20 protein-coding genes are annotated in these 16,367 nt (G+C 61.9%); 9 read left to right on the top strand and 11 right to left on the bottom strand.

Features of this window, described 5'->3' with window-relative positions:
- Positions 1 to 46: 46 nt before the first annotated feature.
- From JQ632_RS18205 to JQ632_RS18195, 3 genes are all read right to left on the bottom strand, one after another.
- The gene (locus JQ632_RS18205) at positions 47 to 1,537 is read right to left on the bottom strand and encodes an O-antigen ligase (protein ID WP_212403938.1); all 1,491 of its coding nucleotides are present in this window, start codon (positions 1,535 to 1,537) and stop codon (positions 47 to 49) included.
- Positions 1,538 to 1,581: 44 nt separating this feature from the next.
- Complete coding sequence (locus tag JQ632_RS18200) at positions 1,582 to 2,163, bottom strand: hypothetical protein (protein ID WP_212403937.1); 582 nt, start codon at positions 2,161 to 2,163, stop codon at positions 1,582 to 1,584.
- Positions 2,164 to 2,322: 159 nt separating this feature from the next.
- On the bottom strand, positions 2,323 to 3,525 hold the full coding sequence (locus JQ632_RS18195; RefSeq protein WP_212403936.1) for a polysaccharide biosynthesis/export family protein: 1,203 nt from the start codon (positions 3,523 to 3,525) through the stop codon (positions 2,323 to 2,325).
- A 378-nt stretch (positions 3,526 to 3,903) separates the two neighbouring features.
- Here JQ632_RS18195 and JQ632_RS18190 point away from each other — a divergent pair, with 378 nt between their 5' ends.
- The 3 genes from JQ632_RS18190 (at position 3,904) to JQ632_RS18180 (ending at position 6,085) form a co-directional block, all read left to right on the top strand.
- Positions 3,904 to 4,347, top strand: a complete 444-nt coding sequence (locus JQ632_RS18190; protein WP_212403935.1) for a hypothetical protein — start codon at positions 3,904 to 3,906, stop codon at positions 4,345 to 4,347.
- Between the two features lie 73 nt (positions 4,348 to 4,420).
- Positions 4,421 to 4,696, top strand: a complete 276-nt coding sequence (locus JQ632_RS18185; RefSeq protein WP_212403934.1) for a hypothetical protein — start codon at positions 4,421 to 4,423, stop codon at positions 4,694 to 4,696.
- 126 nt (positions 4,697 to 4,822) lie between these two features.
- A complete protein-coding gene (locus JQ632_RS18180) occupies positions 4,823 to 6,085 on the top strand; it encodes a hypothetical protein (RefSeq protein ID WP_212403933.1) in 1,263 nt (420 codons plus the stop codon).
- 20 nt (positions 6,086 to 6,105) lie between these two features.
- Here the strand turns inward: JQ632_RS18180 and JQ632_RS18175 are convergent, their stop codons facing one another.
- Positions 6,106 to 6,720, bottom strand: coding sequence for a transglutaminase-like cysteine peptidase (locus JQ632_RS18175; RefSeq protein WP_212403932.1), 615 nt, complete (start codon positions 6,718 to 6,720; stop codon positions 6,106 to 6,108).
- Positions 6,721 to 6,910: 190 nt separating this feature from the next.
- Positions 6,911 to 7,537: a transglutaminase-like cysteine peptidase gene (locus tag JQ632_RS18170; RefSeq protein WP_212403931.1), complete on the bottom strand. Its 627-nt coding sequence runs from the start codon at positions 7,535 to 7,537 to the stop codon at positions 6,911 to 6,913.
- A 194-nt stretch (positions 7,538 to 7,731) separates the two neighbouring features.
- On the opposite strand from JQ632_RS18170, the gene JQ632_RS18165 reads away from it, so the two are divergent.
- Both JQ632_RS18165 and JQ632_RS18160 read left to right on the top strand, forming a co-directional pair.
- The gene (locus JQ632_RS18165; RefSeq protein WP_212403930.1) at positions 7,732 to 8,469 is read left to right on the top strand and encodes a metallophosphoesterase family protein; all 738 of its coding nucleotides are present in this window, start codon (positions 7,732 to 7,734) and stop codon (positions 8,467 to 8,469) included.
- 74 nt (positions 8,470 to 8,543) lie between these two features.
- On the top strand, positions 8,544 to 9,134 hold the full coding sequence (locus JQ632_RS18160; RefSeq protein ID WP_212403929.1) for a hypothetical protein: 591 nt from the start codon (positions 8,544 to 8,546) through the stop codon (positions 9,132 to 9,134).
- 15 nt (positions 9,135 to 9,149) lie between these two features.
- Here JQ632_RS18160 and JQ632_RS18155 read toward each other — a convergent pair whose 3' ends face one another.
- Positions 9,150 to 9,530: a hypothetical protein gene (locus JQ632_RS18155; protein ID WP_212403928.1), complete on the bottom strand. Its 381-nt coding sequence runs from the start codon at positions 9,528 to 9,530 to the stop codon at positions 9,150 to 9,152.
- Between the two features lie 199 nt (positions 9,531 to 9,729).
- Between JQ632_RS18155 and JQ632_RS18150 the strand changes: the two genes are divergently transcribed.
- Entirely contained in the window at positions 9,730 to 10,122 is a 393-nt protein-coding gene (locus JQ632_RS18150) for a hypothetical protein (protein WP_212403927.1), read from the top strand.
- Between the two features lie 7 nt (positions 10,123 to 10,129).
- On the opposite strand, the gene JQ632_RS18145 is transcribed toward JQ632_RS18150, so the two are convergent.
- On the bottom strand, positions 10,130 to 10,372 hold the full coding sequence (locus tag JQ632_RS18145; RefSeq protein WP_212403926.1) for a hypothetical protein: 243 nt from the start codon (positions 10,370 to 10,372) through the stop codon (positions 10,130 to 10,132).
- Between the two features lie 1,165 nt (positions 10,373 to 11,537).
- Between JQ632_RS18145 and JQ632_RS39480 the strand changes: the two genes are divergently transcribed.
- Positions 11,538 to 12,065, top strand: a complete 528-nt coding sequence (locus JQ632_RS39480; RefSeq protein WP_249152190.1) for a hypothetical protein — start codon at positions 11,538 to 11,540, stop codon at positions 12,063 to 12,065.
- An 18-nt stretch (positions 12,066 to 12,083) separates the two neighbouring features.
- Here the strand turns inward: JQ632_RS39480 and JQ632_RS18135 are convergent, their stop codons facing one another.
- From JQ632_RS18135 to JQ632_RS18125, 3 genes are all read right to left on the bottom strand, one after another.
- A complete protein-coding gene (locus JQ632_RS18135) occupies positions 12,084 to 12,362 on the bottom strand; it encodes a hypothetical protein (RefSeq protein ID WP_312015622.1) in 279 nt (92 codons plus the stop codon).
- A 98-nt stretch (positions 12,363 to 12,460) separates the two neighbouring features.
- Entirely contained in the window at positions 12,461 to 12,877 is a 417-nt protein-coding gene (locus tag JQ632_RS18130; RefSeq protein WP_212403924.1) for a hypothetical protein, read from the bottom strand.
- Positions 12,878 to 12,919: 42 nt separating this feature from the next.
- A complete protein-coding gene (locus JQ632_RS18125; RefSeq protein WP_212403923.1) occupies positions 12,920 to 13,195 on the bottom strand; it encodes a hypothetical protein in 276 nt (91 codons plus the stop codon).
- A gap of 762 nt (positions 13,196 to 13,957) precedes the next feature.
- Here JQ632_RS18125 and galE point away from each other — a divergent pair.
- On the top strand, positions 13,958 to 14,953 hold the full coding sequence (galE, locus tag JQ632_RS18120; protein ID WP_212403922.1) for a UDP-glucose 4-epimerase GalE: 996 nt from the start codon (positions 13,958 to 13,960) through the stop codon (positions 14,951 to 14,953).
- Between the two features lie 26 nt (positions 14,954 to 14,979).
- On the opposite strand, the gene JQ632_RS18115 is transcribed toward galE, so the two are convergent.
- Positions 14,980 to 15,240 carry a hypothetical protein gene (locus tag JQ632_RS18115; RefSeq protein WP_212403921.1) on the bottom strand — a complete coding sequence of 87 codons (261 nt, stop codon included), beginning with the start codon at positions 15,238 to 15,240 and terminating at the stop codon, positions 14,980 to 14,982.
- Positions 15,241 to 15,764: 524 nt separating this feature from the next.
- Between JQ632_RS18115 and JQ632_RS18110 the strand changes: the two genes are divergently transcribed.
- A complete protein-coding gene (locus JQ632_RS18110; RefSeq protein ID WP_212403920.1) occupies positions 15,765 to 15,938 on the top strand; it encodes a hypothetical protein in 174 nt (57 codons plus the stop codon).
- Positions 15,939 to 16,367 lie beyond the last annotated feature (429 nt).

The raw sequence follows: 16,367 nt of genomic DNA, 5'->3' as shown, positions 1-16,367 counted from the left end.
GAGAGCTGTCCACTTAATCTAAAGACTTCGTTAACCAGCAACTGCTTCAGAAATAGACAGTTTTATGAATTTCTGGACTGCGATGGCCCGCCTTGGCGGCAATCTCGGAGCGCGTATTTTCCCATCCCGCGGGTACGGCGAGCTGTCGACCAGACTGCTCGGTTGTACGGAAGGACTGCACCAGCCCGGCGCCAAAAAGCGCAAAGAAAGGAATGGAGTAGCCGGGGACCTGGAGTGTGAAATCGAGACACGAATGCAGAAGCGAGAGGCTGGCAGTCGCCGCCCCCGCAAGCGGGATAATGGCGTCGCGCCGTCTTCCAAAGACGCCCTTCGCCAATACGATGAACATGGCGATCCAAGCGAACGCGACCAAAAGCCCTAAGGGGATGCCGACCTCGGATACCAGCTCGAGGGGGGTCGAATGAGCCGCATCCCAGATGCCGCGAATCGAGATGTTGGGGCTGCGGAAGGGCGGAAAGGCCCATTGGAAGGTGCCCATCCCGGTGCCGAACCAGGGATTGTCGGCGATGATCTTGACGGTGGATTTCCAGGCTTCCACCCGCCCTTCATCGACCAGGCCCTGACTGTCGAAGCGGCTGGAGACGCGCCCGCCCAGCAGCTGCATCAGCCCGAGCGCAACCACGACGCCTGAGCCGAGCGATATCCAGATGCCCGTCCTCGGCGGCAAATCCTTGCGCAGGAAGACGGTAAACGAAACGATCATCGCGAGCAGCGACAGCGCCACGCCGGCGCGCGAGGTCGTCATGAACATCGCCATCAAGCAGATCAGCAGGCTTGCGAGCTGCGGCAGGATTTCGCGCGGCGGGATGTCGGAGAGGTCGCGCGAGAGGCGCTTCCATTCGATGTGCCGCTCCGGGATGCGTCGGCGGATGTCTTCGAGGATCAACAGGATCCAGATCACCGCGCAGGAGCCGAAATAGGCCGCCGCCGTGTTGCGGTTGATGAAGGTGCCGGTGACGCTGCCGAGATAGGCGGTCTTGTCCCGCCAAAGGATCATGGTGGGCTCAATCAGGAACGAGAGCACGCCGTAGAGCGCGTACAGCGCCCCTGAGATCGCAATCACCCAAAGCAGTCTTCGCGCTCGCTCGCGGTCGGCGCCGACGGTGATGCCTAAAACGATGGCGAGGATGTTGGCGAGCGGCGCGCCGAGCGCAAAAAATGCCTCGTTCTTGACGATGGATGCAGAGGGGGCGATCGGCACTTCCAAAAGCTCTGAAGCCCGCTTCCAGATCGGGTTGAATGGCGCGATCCAAGGATGGTCAGACAGTTGCTCATGCAGCACGAAGGCATACCCCGCGACGATGACGCCAATGCCTGCGAGCAGCCAGACGTGCTGCGAGCGCAGGTCGCGCGTCGGCGCAAAGATCACGGCGATCCCAAGACACAGGCACCAGAACGCGATTGAGAGGTCGTTGGTCGAGCCGAACGGGAACGGCGCCCCGGCCACCACGAAGAACAGGATGAACGTGGCGGGCAGGCTCCACGACCAGCGGAAATGGGGAAGCCGAAGGCGCATCGTCGTTCTGGTGGGCTTTGCTTTAGCGTTACTTGCTTGAGCTCTTAGAGGAAGCAATCGATCGGATAGATCTTCAGATCAACGTTCAGGCGGCTGTTCCGGGTCTGCGCCCTGAAGGCGTAGAATAGCCCAAGACTGTCACTTCCCGGTTCGAGTTTTATTCCAGGGGTCAATTCGTCGGGCGGGACCAATAGGCCAATGTGCCGGTTGATGCCGCTGATCTCGACCCGCCCCTCGCCCTCGCCAAATCTGCCGCCAAGCTGTGTGACCGTGACCTTGGGCAGGCCTCGCCGCTGATGGCAAACCTCCTCCTCCCAGAGCTTGGTCTGTTGGACCAGCGGCTTGCCTGACGTGCTGGGCACAACGATATCCGGGAAGGATGGCCGAAGCATGCCGAAGAACCGGCTCTCCGTCGAGTTTGCCGATAATCGAACCGTGAAGGCGAGTTCGCCCTTGGCTCCCTTGAAGCGTTGAAAGATCGGCGCATCGGGCTCGGCGGAAACCACCACGTCGATCCGATGGCGGACGCCGAGTTGCTGAATTTGGCCGGCAGCCTTCTCGGGGAGCGTGGACCCCGCGAGCACTAGAGCCAGAAAACACCAGAATGCTTGCCGTCCAAAGCGCATGAAGCCCTCGCAACACTGCGGGGTGACCGATGACCGGCGCGCCTTGCTCAGTGGTGCCTTGATCCATTGGCCCGAAACAGGGCCGCCTCGATTGCTAAACGAAAATGGCACCGGGACAAAGCCCCGGTGCCATCGTTTCTGGTGGATCAGGGCCCCGCCTTACGGCGCCAACTTGATGTTGTTGCGGAAGATCAGCGCGTCGTTGGCGAGATTGATGGCATCGCTGCCGGTCGCCATGATCACCCGCAGGTAGACCAGGAACTTCGTGACTTCGACGTTGCGCGAGTTCGAGACGTAGATGATGTCCTGGTTCTTCATCATGACCTTGGTGGCCAGGAAGAACCCGCCCGGATCGCGGAAGTTCACGTTGAAGATGACCGGGATCGTGTCGGAGGTGTACTTGCTGATGTCGATGCCGAGCTGGGCAGCAACTTCACGCGGCTCGCGGCGATAGAGATACACCGAGGCCGGATCGGCCTGGCCATCCAAAAGACCACCAGCCTTGCCGACGGCTTCGCCAAGGTTGATGCGCCAGGCGTCGAAGTTGAACTCGCCGCTCTGACCGCTCGCCCCGAACGCCATGAACTTCTGCTGCTCGCGATAGACATAGATGCTGTCGTCGGGCCGCACATAGATGTTGTTCTCGGGCGCCATCACGAGATTCTCGAACGGCACGGTGGCGCGCCGGCCGGCGCGCTCCAGCATGACCCAGGTCTCGAAGCCCTGGCCCTTGATGCCGCCGGCACGGGTAATGGCGTCGAGCACCTTGTCCTTCGCGCCCGCGGCGCTGGCCGGGTAACGCGCCGGCGCATTAACCTCGCCGAGCACGCTGATGAGCTGCGTCCGCTGCGAAGCCATTGCCACCACGGCCTGCGGCTCGATGGCGCGGTTGCTGATCTTTTCAACGATCGAGCGCTGGATTTGCACCGCCGTGAGGCCGGCTGCTTTGACCTGGCCGGCATAGGGCACCGTGATGAAGCCGTCATTGTCGACCGCCTGATCCGGAATCGTCACAAAGTTGCCCGGGCGGACGCCGGCTTCGGCCGGGATGAACAGACCGCCGGCGGCGGCCTCGAAGATGGTGACGCTGACGACGTCGCCGATGCCAAAGACGATGCTGGCCGGCGGACGCTTGTCGGTGAAGGCCCCCGCGAGCCCCTTGGGCTCATGGGTGTGCAGGATCTTGACCGTCGCCGGGTTGATCGGAACCAGCTCGTAAGCCGGCGCGCTCTCGGTCTGAATCTTGTTGTTAACGTCGTCGGTCAGAGGCCCGGACCCTGGATTGGTCGAGCAGGCGCCCAGCGCCAAGGCAACCAACAAGAATGCTGGTTTCAAAACATGAGTCTTGGCAATGGATTGCATGAATCGAGCCCGGTGGTCCCCAATTACTCAAATTGGTACGGCCTGGCGGATGGTGCGGCAAGCTGCCGAGCCGATTTGGCAGGGTTAACGGCGCCGTATGTTGGTAAGTGTTGCCCCTCTGCAACTTACCGGAACCAAGGTTAAGCCATTGTGACCATTTGTTGTAATTCGTGTGCCGCTTGTGAGTGCAGCCTGCCTTCCCAAGCGCCGCTCCCAAGAGGGCCGGTTGTCTGCTACAGGTTCCGCCTCCCCACGGTGTGGAGTACCTGAGTGCCTCTTTCTGTTGCCGCCCTGCTCGGTCTCCTCGCGGCCGCCCCCCTCACGGGCCCGGTTCCGGCCGATGACCCCTGCTCAGGCGGGACAGCGGCGTCGGCCTGCGTGGTGCGCGTCGCAACCCCCTCGGCATGGAAGTTCAGCCGCACCCAAGGGGCCAAGGAGGGCGAGAGCTTCGCCGCCATCACGAAAACGGCCGATACGGCCCAATCCGACGCCGATTTTGCCGGCCTGATCATCCGCTGCGCGCCGAAGGGCAAGATTGACGTGCTGGTGGCGCTGATCCGCCCCTTCCCGCCCCGCAGCCACCCCAAGGTGACGATCGCGCCCTCGACAGGCGGCACCCTGACGTTCGAGGCCAGCATGGCGGCCGCGGGCGCCGCCGTGCTGTTGCCCGACGAGGTCTCGGCCTTTGCCGCCGGCAAGTGGCAGACGACGCCCGCGCTCTCCGTGATGGTGAGGGAAAGCGACAGCGAAATCAAAGGCATGGTTGCATTGAACGGGTTGCGCGAGGCCTACCATTCGCTGCTGGCAAATTGCGGCCAATAGATCGAGCTTTAGCCCTCCACTTAAAGGTGTTTTAGGGTCTGGAACCTAAGGTCCGAAGCACGGGGTGTTTCGGATGGCTGAGCTTTCGATTTTTTGTTTTCTCATCGGTGCGGTACTCGGGCAGCGCTTTCGGGTCTTCGTGCTTTTGCCTGTGACACTTGCGATGGCGCTCATTGCGCTCGCGATCGGCTTGGTCGTACACCTCTCCTTCCTTGACGGGCTGAAGGCCTTCATCCTCTGTGCGCTCGCCGCGCAGGCTGGCTATGTGTTCGGCTCGCTCGCCCGCTTCTGGCTCGCGGCGGCCCGCGCGGCACGCATCTTCGCACGTCCGCTGAAGACTGCGCGCTAAAGCGCTCTCGTAAGCATCGTCTACAATCCGCGTCATCGGTGTGTCGTGATCGGACCGCCGCTTGAATTGCGGAGGATGGCTTGTATGGTGGTCTGATCGTTCAGGCCTTCGTTTCGAGCGCGCCGTTTGTCCCTCGCCTATTTCGCCCTCATCCTCGCGATCGTTTCCGCTTCCATCCTTGAAATCGCCGGCGCCCAATTCAGCGCGCCGATGGGGATGGCCGCGGCCGCGTTGGGCGTGCTCGCGGCCTGCTTGAGCGCGCGAAAGGCCGACTACGAGCATTATCTGCGAGCTGTCGCCTGGACCCGTTGGGTTCTCGTCGTTATTCCCATCGGTATTGCGCTCCAGCTGCTTCCGGTCTGGCTCTCGCTCGCGCATCCGATCTGGGCGAGTGCGCGCGAGGCCGTGGGCAGCTTGCCGTTTGGGTTCATCACGGCCGATGTCGGATTGACGCTGAACGCGCTGGCCCTGGCGCTGTCGGCGCTCTCCCTGACCGGCGTGACCATTGTGGTCTCGCGCGACCGCGGCCGCGCCGAGCTCATCCTGTTCGTGCTCAGCGGCGTGACCGCGGTTTCGGCCCTCGTACTAATCCTGTCGCCGACATTGGCGAACGCATCCTCGACGGGGCTTGCAACGTCGCTCGGTGGCCTCGGCCTCCTCGTCAATCTCGCCGTCATGCAGCTAGCCGCCGAACGGGCCGAGACCCATCACGCTCTGTCCCGCTCGATTGCAATCGGCCTTTGCGGCCTTGTCGGCGCGCTGATTTGCGCGCTGGCGGTCTTCGGCTTGTCCAGCACCGGCAGCGCGATCGGCGCGACGTTCGGCATCGTGCTGGTGCTCTTGATCCTGGTGATCCGGCGTCTCGATTTGTCAGGTCTCGCCGCCACAGCCTTGTCGGTCGCAGCGCTGGTCGGGGCGGCGATCGTACTCGCCTTTGCGTTCGAGAAGGGCTCAGGATCGGCGCTGCTGCGGCTCGCGCCTGATATGGCCGGCGAGCTGAAGCCGACGTTCGAGCGGATGCTTGCCGACACCCGATGGTTCGGCGCGGGCGCGGGCGCCTTCGCCGCCGTCTCGCGGATCTATCAGAGCGACCCGGGGCAGCTCTTGCCCACGCCCTCGGCCGCCGCTGTGATCTTCGTCGATATGGGCTGGGTCGGTCTTGTGGCGGCGTGTGCCGTTCTCGCCGCGCTTCTGCTGCGGCTGTTCTTCGGCGCCCTGGCGCGCGGCCGCGACTCCTTCTTCCCGGCCGCCGCGGCCGCCTGCCTTAGCTTTGCGCTGGTTGAGGCCTTCTCAGGTCCCGGCCTGCTGCGTCCGGCCGCCATCTTTTGCCTGTCGGTGATCGCGGGACTCGGCCTGTCGCAAAGCATCGGCCAATCCTCGCGATCCTGACGTCCGGCTCAAGCCGGCGATCAGACGCTGCGATCGCCGAGGGAGGCCCAATAGTTCGGATTGTTCGGCGTCTGGATCCGGACCCAGCGATAGGACTTCTTCGACCAGGGCAGGATGTGACCGGTCAGGTTGTCCAGCACGAGATCGCCGGAGAAGGTGCGCACCACGACCACGAGATGATGCAGCCCCCAGGAAGTCACGACTTCGCTGAGCAGCACCGATCGCGCCGGAAAGCCCTTCGCGATCAGATCGTGGCGTTTTGTCACGGCGTAGTCGTTGCAGTCGCCGCTTAAGGGATGCAGCAGCCACTTCTCACCTGCCAGGCCCTCCAGATTAGGCTCCGGTCGGATCGCAAGATTCACCTGACGGTTGACTTGGTTGAGCTCGGCCCAGCGCTGGGGCGTCAGCTTAAGCCGGCCACGCCTGAACACCATCAGGCGCGGCTTGCACTCATTCTCGTATCGGAGGCAGAATTGTGTGAACGCCATCGGCGGCAGTGTCGGCGTGTCGAATTTGATGAATTGAATTGCGCTCCCCAGTCCCATTGGAGCGCTTACCAGGTCCGCGTCCGCCGCGCGCGGTGCCCCAATCGATACGATCGAGGCGATCGCCAAGAATCTTGCAGCTTTGCGCATTTTGCGCTCCCCGTTCTTGTCGAAGGGGAATTCACAAAATACCTCTCAAGTATGCCTCACCCGATGGAGTGGCAAACCAGTCAAACAACAACTTCAACAATCTTTGGCTGTATTCGTTCCCCGGTTCGCCGAAGGCTGCCCCGCCGTGGACATCATGCGATTGGCCAACAGGCAAGGAATGGGCGAGTCGTCAGACGTTCCGATCGGCCAGCGACGCCCAATAGTTCGGATTCTTCGGCGTCTGGATCCGCACCCAGCGATAGGACTTCTTCGACCAGGGCAGGATTTGACCGGTCAGGTTGTCCAGCACGAGATCGCCGGAGAAGGTGCGCACCACCACGACGAGATGGTGCTCGCCCCAGTTGGTCACGACTTCGCTGAGCAGCACCGACCGGCCCGGAAAACCCTTGGCGATCAAATCGTGGCGTTTTGTCACAGCGTAGTCGTTGCAATCGCCGCTCGCGGGATGCAACAGCCATTTCTCGCCGCGCAGCCCTTCCAAATTGGCCTCGGGACGGATCGCGCTGTTGATCCGCTGGTTGACCTCCTGGAGCTGCGCCATACGCTCCGCCGTGAGCTTCAGACGGCCGCCCCTGAACACGATCTGCTGCGGCCGAGGCTTGCACTCGTCCTTATATTTCAGGCAAAAGATCGTGAACGCCATCGGCGGCAACGTCGGCTGATCGAACTTGATGTATTGAATGGCACCGCGCAGCCCCATTGGAGCACCGACGAAGGCAGCCTTCGCGCTTTGCTGAACCCCGGCAGCAAACACAATGGCGGCAACGGCCGCCAGGTACTTCACAACGTTGCGCATGTCGCGCTCCCCCGTTTCTTGTTGGGGGCAAGCTACAGAACACCTCTTGAGATACGGCTCAAGGGAGACGCGATCCTTTAATCAAAACGCCTGGACGTCTTTCAGAACCAATTAAGAATACCGGTATGTGACTTGTTCTGCTAAGAGCGATCACGATCCCTGCTCATAGCGACAGATGCGATTCGATCGACCTAATGGGCCTTACCCGACGCTTTCGTAAGAAGACCAAGCCGCGGCTGCCCGACGGAGTCCGCGTCTACGCGATCGGCGACGTGCACGGCCGGGCCGATCTTCTTCAATCCCTGTTAACGGTGATCGACGCCGATCTGAGGCGCTCTGCGCCCGGGCGGGCGATCCAGGTCTTCCTCGGCGACTACGTCGATCGCGGCCCGAACTCCCGCGCCGTGCTGGACATCCTGATCGAACGATCGAAGTCGCACGAGACCGTATGCTTGAAGGGCAATCACGAGGTCTTCCTGCTCGAGGTGCTGAAGGACCCGAGCCGGCTCCAGGAATGGCGTCATTATGGCGGTCTGCTGACGCTCGTCTCCTACGGCGTGACCCCGACCATGAATCCGACCGCAGAGGAGCAGGTCGAATTGATCGAGGCGCTCAAGCGCGCCATTCCGGCCGAGCACCTCTCCTTCCTCCAGCAACTGCCATCCTCGTTCAGCTGCGGCGACTTCTTCTTCGTCCATGCCGGCGTCAAACCCGGCATCCCGCTCGAGCGGCAACGCGACGAGGACCTGCTCTGGATCCGTGACGAATTCCTCAACTCCGAGGAACGCTTCGGCAAATATGTCGTCCACGGCCATACGCCAGTCAGCGCACCCGACATTCGTCCCAATCGCATCAATATCGATACCGGCGCCTATGCCACCGGCAACTTGACCCTGCTCACGATCCAGGGCGATAGTCTGCTCGCAATCTAGGGCTTCGCCGCAAGAGGCAGGCGCGGCTGATCTTCCGGTAAATGTCTCTTAAGCTGTGGTTTAAGGCTTCGCGCATGATCCGACTGGACTGGCTTCGCGCACTCGGCGCCGTCCTTGCAGCGGTGCTGCTGGTCTATGCCGGCCTCGGTCTCTTCGGCCATCTCGCGCAGTCTGCTCCCTTGGCGCTGCTATCGCTTGACGGGGATTCGCTCGCCAGCGATGCCGCCACCAAGGCCGCGGAGGTCCTGCGCCGGCCGGATGCGAAGGGCCGCACCGAGGACAACAAGGCGGCCCAGGACGCGCTGATCACCACACTCAAGATATCGCCGATCCGGCCCGCGCTCTGGTTGGCGCTCGGCGCACTGAAGGCGCGATCGGGCGAACCTGCAACGTCCGCACTCAAAATGTCCTATCTGACGGGATCGATCCCGGCGGAGGTTGCCTTCTCACGGGTCCAGACCGTCACATCCACGTCGGCCGCGACCGATGAGGAGATCAGGCTGTTTGCGACGTCCGACATCCGCGCCGCACTTGCCAAGCGCACGCGGTTCGAGGCACCGCTCGTTGCGGCCTATGTGCAGGCGACGCCGGAAGGGAAGTCCCTGCTGCTGGAAGCGACCCAGGCCACCGATCCGGCGTTCAACGCGACGCTGCGCCGCTATTGAGAGCGGGTTTCTCGCTTAACGAGACGGCTTCGGGTCAACCGGCAAAAAGTCCTGGTCGCGGCGCGGCTGGTCCGATCGGCCCTGATAGACGAACATGCCCTTCTTGGTTGCGACGATGTCGCCCCGCTGCAGGCTCTCATCATTGAGCACGCGCTCGCTCGCGACCTTCTCTGGGTCTTCCGGGATCGGCTTGTAGAGTTCTGGATGCTCGCGCCGCTCACGCGAGACCTCTTTGGCCCGCCGCCTCGCATCATCGATCCGCTGTCGCCAATCCTGACGCGACGGCTCGGGCTCGGCGGAAGGCAGATAGTCGTTGATGCTAGGCTCCGGATCTGTTTGCGCCAGGCAAGCAGGCGGACAGGCAACATGAACGGCGAGTCCAACGCCGAGGGCCACTGTCGCCCTGAACAGTGCGCCACCCCATTTCCAGCAGTCTGATGCAGTATAGCGGCGAGTGGATCGCACTCCGATGACTCCAAAGTGGGGCCCAAACAGCGGCCAGAGGCCGCTTGCATTTTCAGCTTATACCGTGGGCGATTGCAAGAACGCGGATTCGCGGGCAAGCTTTGCGCTTTAGCTTTTGGGGATTTGACCTGTGTTTCGCAATATCGCTTTGTTGGCTTTGGCCATCGTCTTCGGAACGCAGCCTGCGGCAGCGGGCCAGATCGAATACCCGCAAGTCATCCATACGCAGTATGAAGCGGTTGATCAGAAGACCGGAGGTCATTTCGTGCTCTGGTCGGAGCGGGAAAAGATCTTCTATGGCCTCGACCAGAAGCTCTTCCCGGGGGCGCGGTATGTCGACATCACCCAGGTCACCCCGAGCGTCGGATCGATCACGCTGACCTACGTCGAGGTGCGCACGGTCGGCAGCCCCACCTCCGACTATTTGTATCTTGCCGGCAATGTCCGCTTCCGCGTCAGCGGAATGACGCTGAAGTCCAGCAACTTCCCGGCCGGCGGCGGGATGACACCGACCCATCAGTAGCGATGCACTATCTGCTGCGGGCCGAGCCGCTGGTGCGGGTCCGGTTGCCATAATAGGGCACGGCACGTCCGCCTCTGGTCAGCGGCGCCTGGATCGTGCTCGGAATGTTAGGGGTCGCCCTGGCCGACGATGGCTGCGACGGATTGACGATGATCACGTTGCGATTGGGCGTGGACGGATCATTGACCCCTTGGGCCAGAGCGCTCGCTGGCACAAGAAGCGCGATTACGATCAAGACTGGTCGTTTCATGCGATATCTCCCGAGCGAGAACGTCAGGGAGGCGATCACCGTTCCTTCACGGTTCGTTGGGCGACCTTATCGAGGCACGGCAATCAGCTTGCCATCCCGCCAAACGCCCTGAGCGGCCGTCCCCGGTCGCAAGGTGCCTGGCGCCAAGTTCCGCGTGGCCGTGGGCCGCGAGGCGGCTTGGGTGGTCTGCGTCTTTTTCGTAGACGTCGTGACGATGCTGGTACTTGTAAGATTGGCCTGATCCTTGACCCCTTGCGCAAGAGCAGGCTGAACCAGGAAGGTCAAAACCGTGATTGCTGTCAAAACGCCGCGCATGGTCAAACACCGGAAAGAGGAGCTCGACGAAATGTCACAGGTTTTTGCCCAAAAGCAAGCATTTCGAGACCATCGCAAAGGGCCTCTGCAAACCAGATCATCAGAGCGCATCTCCCGCGGCCAAGGGTTTCGCGGTGAAAAAGCCTAGCGAAACCGCCGCATCCGGGTTAGGTGATGGGCCTTGATGGCCGACCCCGGTAACACCGCAGCCAACGCCGCCAAGTCGCACGAGATCAAGGGGCTTGTCCGCCTCTTGTCAGGCCGAATCCGCGAGATCTCCGACGACCCCCGACAGATAAGGGAAATCGTCTACGAGTTGGCGCGCATCAAGCTCCTGGAACAATTCACCCACGCTGACGCGCCGAAAGCGCGAGCGCTCCAGCAAGTCCTCGAACGCGCCATTGATGAGGTCGAGCGTTCCTTTGAGCGGAACGTGCCGTCCTTACCGTCCAATCCTGCGGCGGTCGTCGCGCCGAATTCTCCTCTGGTCAATACGCCTGCTCCACCACCCATTCCTGCGTCGCCTGCTCTGACTTCGCCGGCCGGTCCGAAGGCTGCGGAAACGCCGCGCCGCCCTGTCGCACCACCAAGATCGCTCGACCAATCCAAACGGAGCGGCGCCTTCAACTCTCTGGTTCGACTGGCTGTCATTCTCCTTTTCATTGCAGGCGGCAGTGCGGCCGCTACCTATTGGCCGCAGCTCAGGACCGCGTTCTCCGCTCTCTCCCAATTCACCGCGACAAGAGACCCCCGGCCTCAACCGACCACCACCCCAACCCCGTCGGAGAGCGAGACCGCCGAACGGACGCCGGATAGTGCAAAAGAACCGGCATCCGCAGCACAGCCCTCGATGCCCTTGCCGACGACGTTTGGCGTCTACGCCCTGAGCGAGGGCCAGCTCCAGGAACTGAAGTCGGTCCCTGGAAAGATTCCGGACCGCCGCGTCGCGATCTCGGCGGCCATCACCACGCCGAGCGCAACCACGCTGACGAGTGGCGATGTCAGGTTCATCGTGTTCCGACCCGATGGTGGTGTTGATGCAAGCGGCACCGAAGTCCGGGTGGTGGCGAAGGTCTGGCGCGCGATGGGCGTCGACGCGACGGGCAAGGCCTCGATGGTGAACGCCGGCGATTCCTGGGTCATTCGCAGCATGTCCTTTGCCTACAAGGTAGGTCCGGTCGAGGATCAGCCGCGCATGCTGTTGCTGCAGCCGGAGCAAGACGGCTTTACGCTGGCGCCCGGCCGTTACATCGTGGTGGTCAAGGGCATAGGCTACGACTTCACGGTGGCTGGGACGATCACCGACCCCAATCAATGCGTCGAACGGATCAACGCGACCAACGGCGCGTTCTACTCGCCCTGCCCTCCGCCCCGTTAGCCGCAGCGTCGCTGGTTCTCATTTGCTGGGTTTGCTGTCCTTCGGTGCGTCTGCTGGACCGTCGTCGACCTTGCCGTTATTGGCGACGCATTTGCTGAAATATGCGCGCTGGTCCTTCGCAGTCCCCTTGGTGCTCCCGGCGGCGGGATTGCCAATCTGACGCGGCGGAAATGCCTTCGCCACGGCAGCGTCGCAGGCGCGCGCGACCTCGGCCGTGATCGCCGATGCCGTCGCAGGCGCAGCCAATACCAGGACAAGTGCAAACCCGATCGCCTTTGGCTTGGTGCAGACGGACACTTGAGCTTCTCCCTTCAGTCTCTCGCGTTCTTTCGAGCGAACCATAGCAAGAATCATCGGCCAGCCAAACGACCAAGTGTGAGCGCTGAGGCGCCCGGTCAGCTGCTGAGCTGCGGCGGCCTGAAATCGGGAAAGCGGGTCAGCATCGCCGCCTTGACGAACTTCAGGTGCGAGATCGTGCTCGCGAGCTCCTTGAGGCGCCGCTGACCGTTCGAGATATCGGCGGCGAACAGATCCTGATGGTAATTGTCCAGCGCTTCCCGCTCGAGATATTCATCGGTACCGTTGCCGAAGGTGACGGACGCGCGCGCGAGCGCATCGTCGACGCGTCGGTTGAGGCCGGCCTGCTCCTTCTCCGCTTCCTGGATGGCGGCGTCGATCGCGGCCATGATGGACCCAATTCGCGTGTGATCCGTCTCCGCATCGCGCTCGGCGGACCGCGCCTTGAATCGCTCCTCGCTACGGCCACGGCTCAGCAGATTGTGGGCACGTGCTCTGAGGAATAGCTGGAACATGTGGGCCATCCCGGTCCGAAGCTCTCAAACGTGCAGCATCGGTCAGCCATGGTTAACAAAGGCTAAATTTGCCGCGTCCGCGGCCCGACTTTGCGCGATCCAGGCCTTCCATGCCGACTCATGCTTTGCATAGAGCTCGCGCCAGCGGATTTCATGTGTTCCTCCGGCGTCTCTCGTCGCGTGTCCCGATGCAAACGCGGAGGCGTCCTCCAGAGTTTCGAACTCAGTCGTCTCCTCCAGCGAGAGGCCGATCAAGACGCGATGCCCATGGCCATCGACAAAATAGCGGCGGGGCGCGTTGCCGTTTTGCTCAATCATGTTGGGCGCTCTCAGTCTCAACCCAGGAGAGAACCTCAAGACGGGAGCCACGGCCCCACATGGGAATGACCGGGTTAGGCATCATGCGGAGCAGCGCAGTGCAATTCGCCATCGACGCCTTCCCACCCCGCGCAATTCGGGACCCGATTGATCGTGCAATGATGATCCCTCTAGGCTTTCGCATCCACGCTCACAAGGACGGCCGCTCCTTAACCTAACCACACATGGTTACTTCCGGTCTTGAAATCACCTCTGCGATCGCAGCAACGGATGATGGAGCCCGATCGGCCCTCTTCATCCTAAGGGATGCCGACCTTGTCCGCCTCCGAGCGCTGTCGACGTGTAGGGCGCATAGAGGCGATATCTCGCAAGACGCTTGTGGGATCGCCACGCTCTGACGCCGTAGCCGCAACCAAAGCCCGCAACGAATATCGATGACAGAATCAAGGCCGGCAACATTGGAATGTTTCCACGTGAGCGGAACGCTCCTCCCCCTTCACATTTCATCGGTTCGCTGCGCCGACTTCAAGGCACCGAACGCTGAAAGTTTTGTCAGACGACGATGAAGTTTGTGCAACGGCCTGCTTGAAGAGTAGCCTTGCGCAAGGTTCCGCCTGGGCAACCATTGCGCGCTCTACGCCGTTCCATCAAGGTTAAGCGGTCAAATCGGAAGCGATTGGACGGACGCGATTTGACCTCATTGGCCGTACGCACTATCCCTCACGAACATTCAGCCTCAGCGAGAGACAAAGCACGGACGACATGACCGACAGACCCATCGTTCTCGTCACAGGCGGCGCAGGCTATATCGGCTCGCACGCCTGCAGAGCGCTCGCCGCTTCCGGCTATGAGCCCATCGTCTATGACAACCTCTCCACCGGACACCGCAGCTTCGTGGCCGGCCGGCTTGTTACCGGCGATCTCCTCGATGCGGCAACGCTGGCACGCACCTTCGCCGAGCAAAAGATCTCGGCCGTGATGCACTTTGCTGCGGCGAGCCTGGTCGGCGAGTCCGTCGTCGATCCGCAGAAATACTACATCAACAACGTCCAGGGCACGCTGGCGCTGCTCAACGCCATGCGCGAGGCCGACTGTCGCCGTATCGTGTTCTCATCGACCGGCGCGGTCTATGGCAACGCCGATTCCAAGGCGCTGCCGGAGGATTTTCCGTGCGCCCCGATCAATCCCTACGGCGCCTCGAAATGGATGATCGAGCGCATGCTCGCCGACTATCGCAGAGCTTACGGCTTCGGCGCGTTCTGCCTGCGCTATTTCAATGCAGCCGGCGCGGACCCGGATGGTGGTATCGGCGAACTGCGCGATAACGAGACGCACCTCATTCCGCGCGCTATGATGGCGTTGCAGGGCCATCTCGAGGACTTCGCCGTATTCGGCGACGACTATGATACGCCCGACGGCACTGCGATCCGCGACTACATTCATGTCACCGATCTTGCCGCGGCCCATATCGCGGCGCTCAAACTCCTGCTCGAAGGACATGCCGGCGACAGCTTCAATCTCGGCACCGGCTCGGGATTCTCCGTGCGTGAGATTCTCTCCGCTATCAAGGAAGCGACAGGGCGCGAGGTACCCCAGGTGGTCAAGCCACGCCGGCCCGGAGACCCCACCTATCTGGTGGCCGATCCCTCCAAGTCGCGCAAGCTGCTGAACTTCGTTCCACGTCACTCCGACCTGCCAACGGTGATCCGGACCGCCTGGGCCTGGCACCAGACGGCGCATCCGCTGACGTCGCGCTGACGCGGGACCGGAATGTTCGCTGGGCGCTATTTTAGATCGAAGTCCGCGGTCCAGGTGCTCTGGCCTGCCTGCTTGCGGAAGATCCAGATCGTCAGCGTTGCGCCGTCGGGGACGACCATGCTGTCGCCGGCATAAAGCGTGAATTGCCTGATATCTCCGACGACAACCCAGATCGCGTGTGCATAGACGTCGGGTGCGCTGGTCGCGGTGCAGGACAGCACGGCAGACTTCGGAACGGCGCGGGTGACGGACTGACTCACCGAGGAATCCAGATGAATCTTTGCCATAATGGTGACCTCGTATCGCCCAAATGAAAGCCGGATGCTCCCGCAGATCGAGCGCGAGTGTCAATAGGCAGACAACCGAAAATTGATTTCCAGATCGGCTAGCGGCTGCGGTCATCGAGCAGAGATTGAATGCGCTTCGAAGGGCGTCACGGGCGGCGCGGGCTTCATCGGCTCGGCGCGAGCTCGGCTGGCGCGCAATAGAATTTCGAAAGCGGCCTCGCCAAGACCGTTCGCTGGTTCTGCGGGAACCGAAGATGGTGGCAGGACATTCTCGATCGGCGGATATCAGCGCGCGCGGATCGGATTGGGTTAAGAAGCCCGTGCTTCTACGGAGCATCTAACGCCAAGTAAGGTTGAGCAGTTAGCTTAATCCGCAGTCCTTGTTGCGCGTTTTGTTGGATCGCTTATCCCTCTCATCACCGGGCTTCCCCAAGGCCCGGCCCCACCCAAGCAAAGCCGTCGAGCGAACATGGGTCCGCTTGGCGGCTTTGTCGTTCTGTTGAGTTAAGAGGATCGTTTCGGTTATGGCGCGCAAGCCCTGGTCGTTCAAGGAAGATCGCCGGCTGATGGAGCTGGCCAAGTCTTCGATATCTCTGGAAGAGGCGGCCAGGCAGCTCGGCCGGTCGCCCGACGCGGTCAAACGGATGGCGCTGCGCCTCGGCTTGTCGATCAAGCCGAAGAGCACCAAGAAGAGCTAAAGACGTTCCCTCACGGCTGCCTCGCGCCCATGCAGGCATCGAACTCGCGTCCGGGCGGGCCGGCTCTTCATCCGCCATCAGCAGGCACGCCAGTTCGACGAGTTGACCGAGGTCGTGCTGCGCCGACTCCGCGCTGCAACAGTCGGCCGGAACATCTGGACCCGCTAATGCGACCCTGGTTGCATGAGCGGGCGCCCCAAAGTTAGGGTCTAACCTTTGCCCTCATCGCGACGCTATTTGGTACGTCAGCGAATGTAGAAATAGCCATTCCACCGCGCGGTTACCGGCTGACGGTTTGCTTTCAGCGCCCGAACTTCCTCAACCGATCTCAGATACGGTCCATAAACTGCCGGTGGATAAACGTCATCCCAAAAAACATATCCAGACGCGGATCTCTGCGACGAGGGGATCGATAGCTCGGCACTCGAA

Origin of the sequence: Bradyrhizobium liaoningense (genome assembly GCF_018130955.1) — a bacterium.
Classification (GTDB): Bacteria; Pseudomonadota; Alphaproteobacteria; order Rhizobiales; family Xanthobacteraceae; genus Bradyrhizobium; species Bradyrhizobium liaoningense_C.
Note: the sequence above shows the minus strand (reverse complement) of the source record. Positions and strands in the feature narration are given on the sequence as shown.

Excerpts from the sequence above, each read along its gene's own strand:
- JQ632_RS18175 (WP_212403932.1), bottom strand. The coding sequence starts at position 6,720 with ATGCGCAAAGCTGCAAGATTCTTGGCGATCGCCTCGATCGTATCGATT.
- JQ632_RS18130 (WP_212403924.1), bottom strand. The coding sequence starts at position 12,877 with ATGTTCCAGCTATTCCTCAGAGCACGTGCCCACAATCTGCTGAGCCGT.
- JQ632_RS18200 (WP_212403937.1), bottom strand. The coding sequence starts at position 2,163 with ATGCGCTTTGGACGGCAAGCATTCTGGTGTTTTCTGGCTCTAGTGCTC.
- JQ632_RS18170 (WP_212403931.1), bottom strand. The coding sequence starts at position 7,537 with ATGCGCAACGTTGTGAAGTACCTGGCGGCCGTTGCCGCCATTGTGTTT.
- JQ632_RS18160 (WP_212403929.1), top strand. The coding sequence starts at position 8,544 with ATGATCCGACTGGACTGGCTTCGCGCACTCGGCGCCGTCCTTGCAGCG.
- JQ632_RS18195 (WP_212403936.1), bottom strand. The coding sequence starts at position 3,525 with ATGCAATCCATTGCCAAGACTCATGTTTTGAAACCAGCATTCTTGTTG.
- galE (WP_212403922.1), top strand. The coding sequence starts at position 13,958 with ATGACCGACAGACCCATCGTTCTCGTCACAGGCGGCGCAGGCTATATC.
- JQ632_RS18145 (WP_212403926.1), bottom strand. The coding sequence starts at position 10,372 with ATGAAACGACCAGTCTTGATCGTAATCGCGCTTCTTGTGCCAGCGAGC.
- JQ632_RS18110 (WP_212403920.1), top strand. The coding sequence starts at position 15,765 with ATGGCGCGCAAGCCCTGGTCGTTCAAGGAAGATCGCCGGCTGATGGAG.
- JQ632_RS39480 (WP_249152190.1), top strand. The coding sequence starts at position 11,538 with ATGCCCTTGCCGACGACGTTTGGCGTCTACGCCCTGAGCGAGGGCCAG.
- JQ632_RS18165 (WP_212403930.1), top strand. The coding sequence starts at position 7,732 with ATGGGCCTTACCCGACGCTTTCGTAAGAAGACCAAGCCGCGGCTGCCC.
- JQ632_RS18115 (WP_212403921.1), bottom strand. The coding sequence starts at position 15,240 with ATGGCAAAGATTCATCTGGATTCCTCGGTGAGTCAGTCCGTCACCCGC.
- JQ632_RS18185 (WP_212403934.1), top strand. The coding sequence starts at position 4,421 with ATGGCTGAGCTTTCGATTTTTTGTTTTCTCATCGGTGCGGTACTCGGG.
- JQ632_RS18125 (WP_212403923.1), bottom strand. The coding sequence starts at position 13,195 with ATGATTGAGCAAAACGGCAACGCGCCCCGCCGCTATTTTGTCGATGGC.
- JQ632_RS18205 (WP_212403938.1), bottom strand. The coding sequence starts at position 1,537 with ATGCGCCTTCGGCTTCCCCATTTCCGCTGGTCGTGGAGCCTGCCCGCC.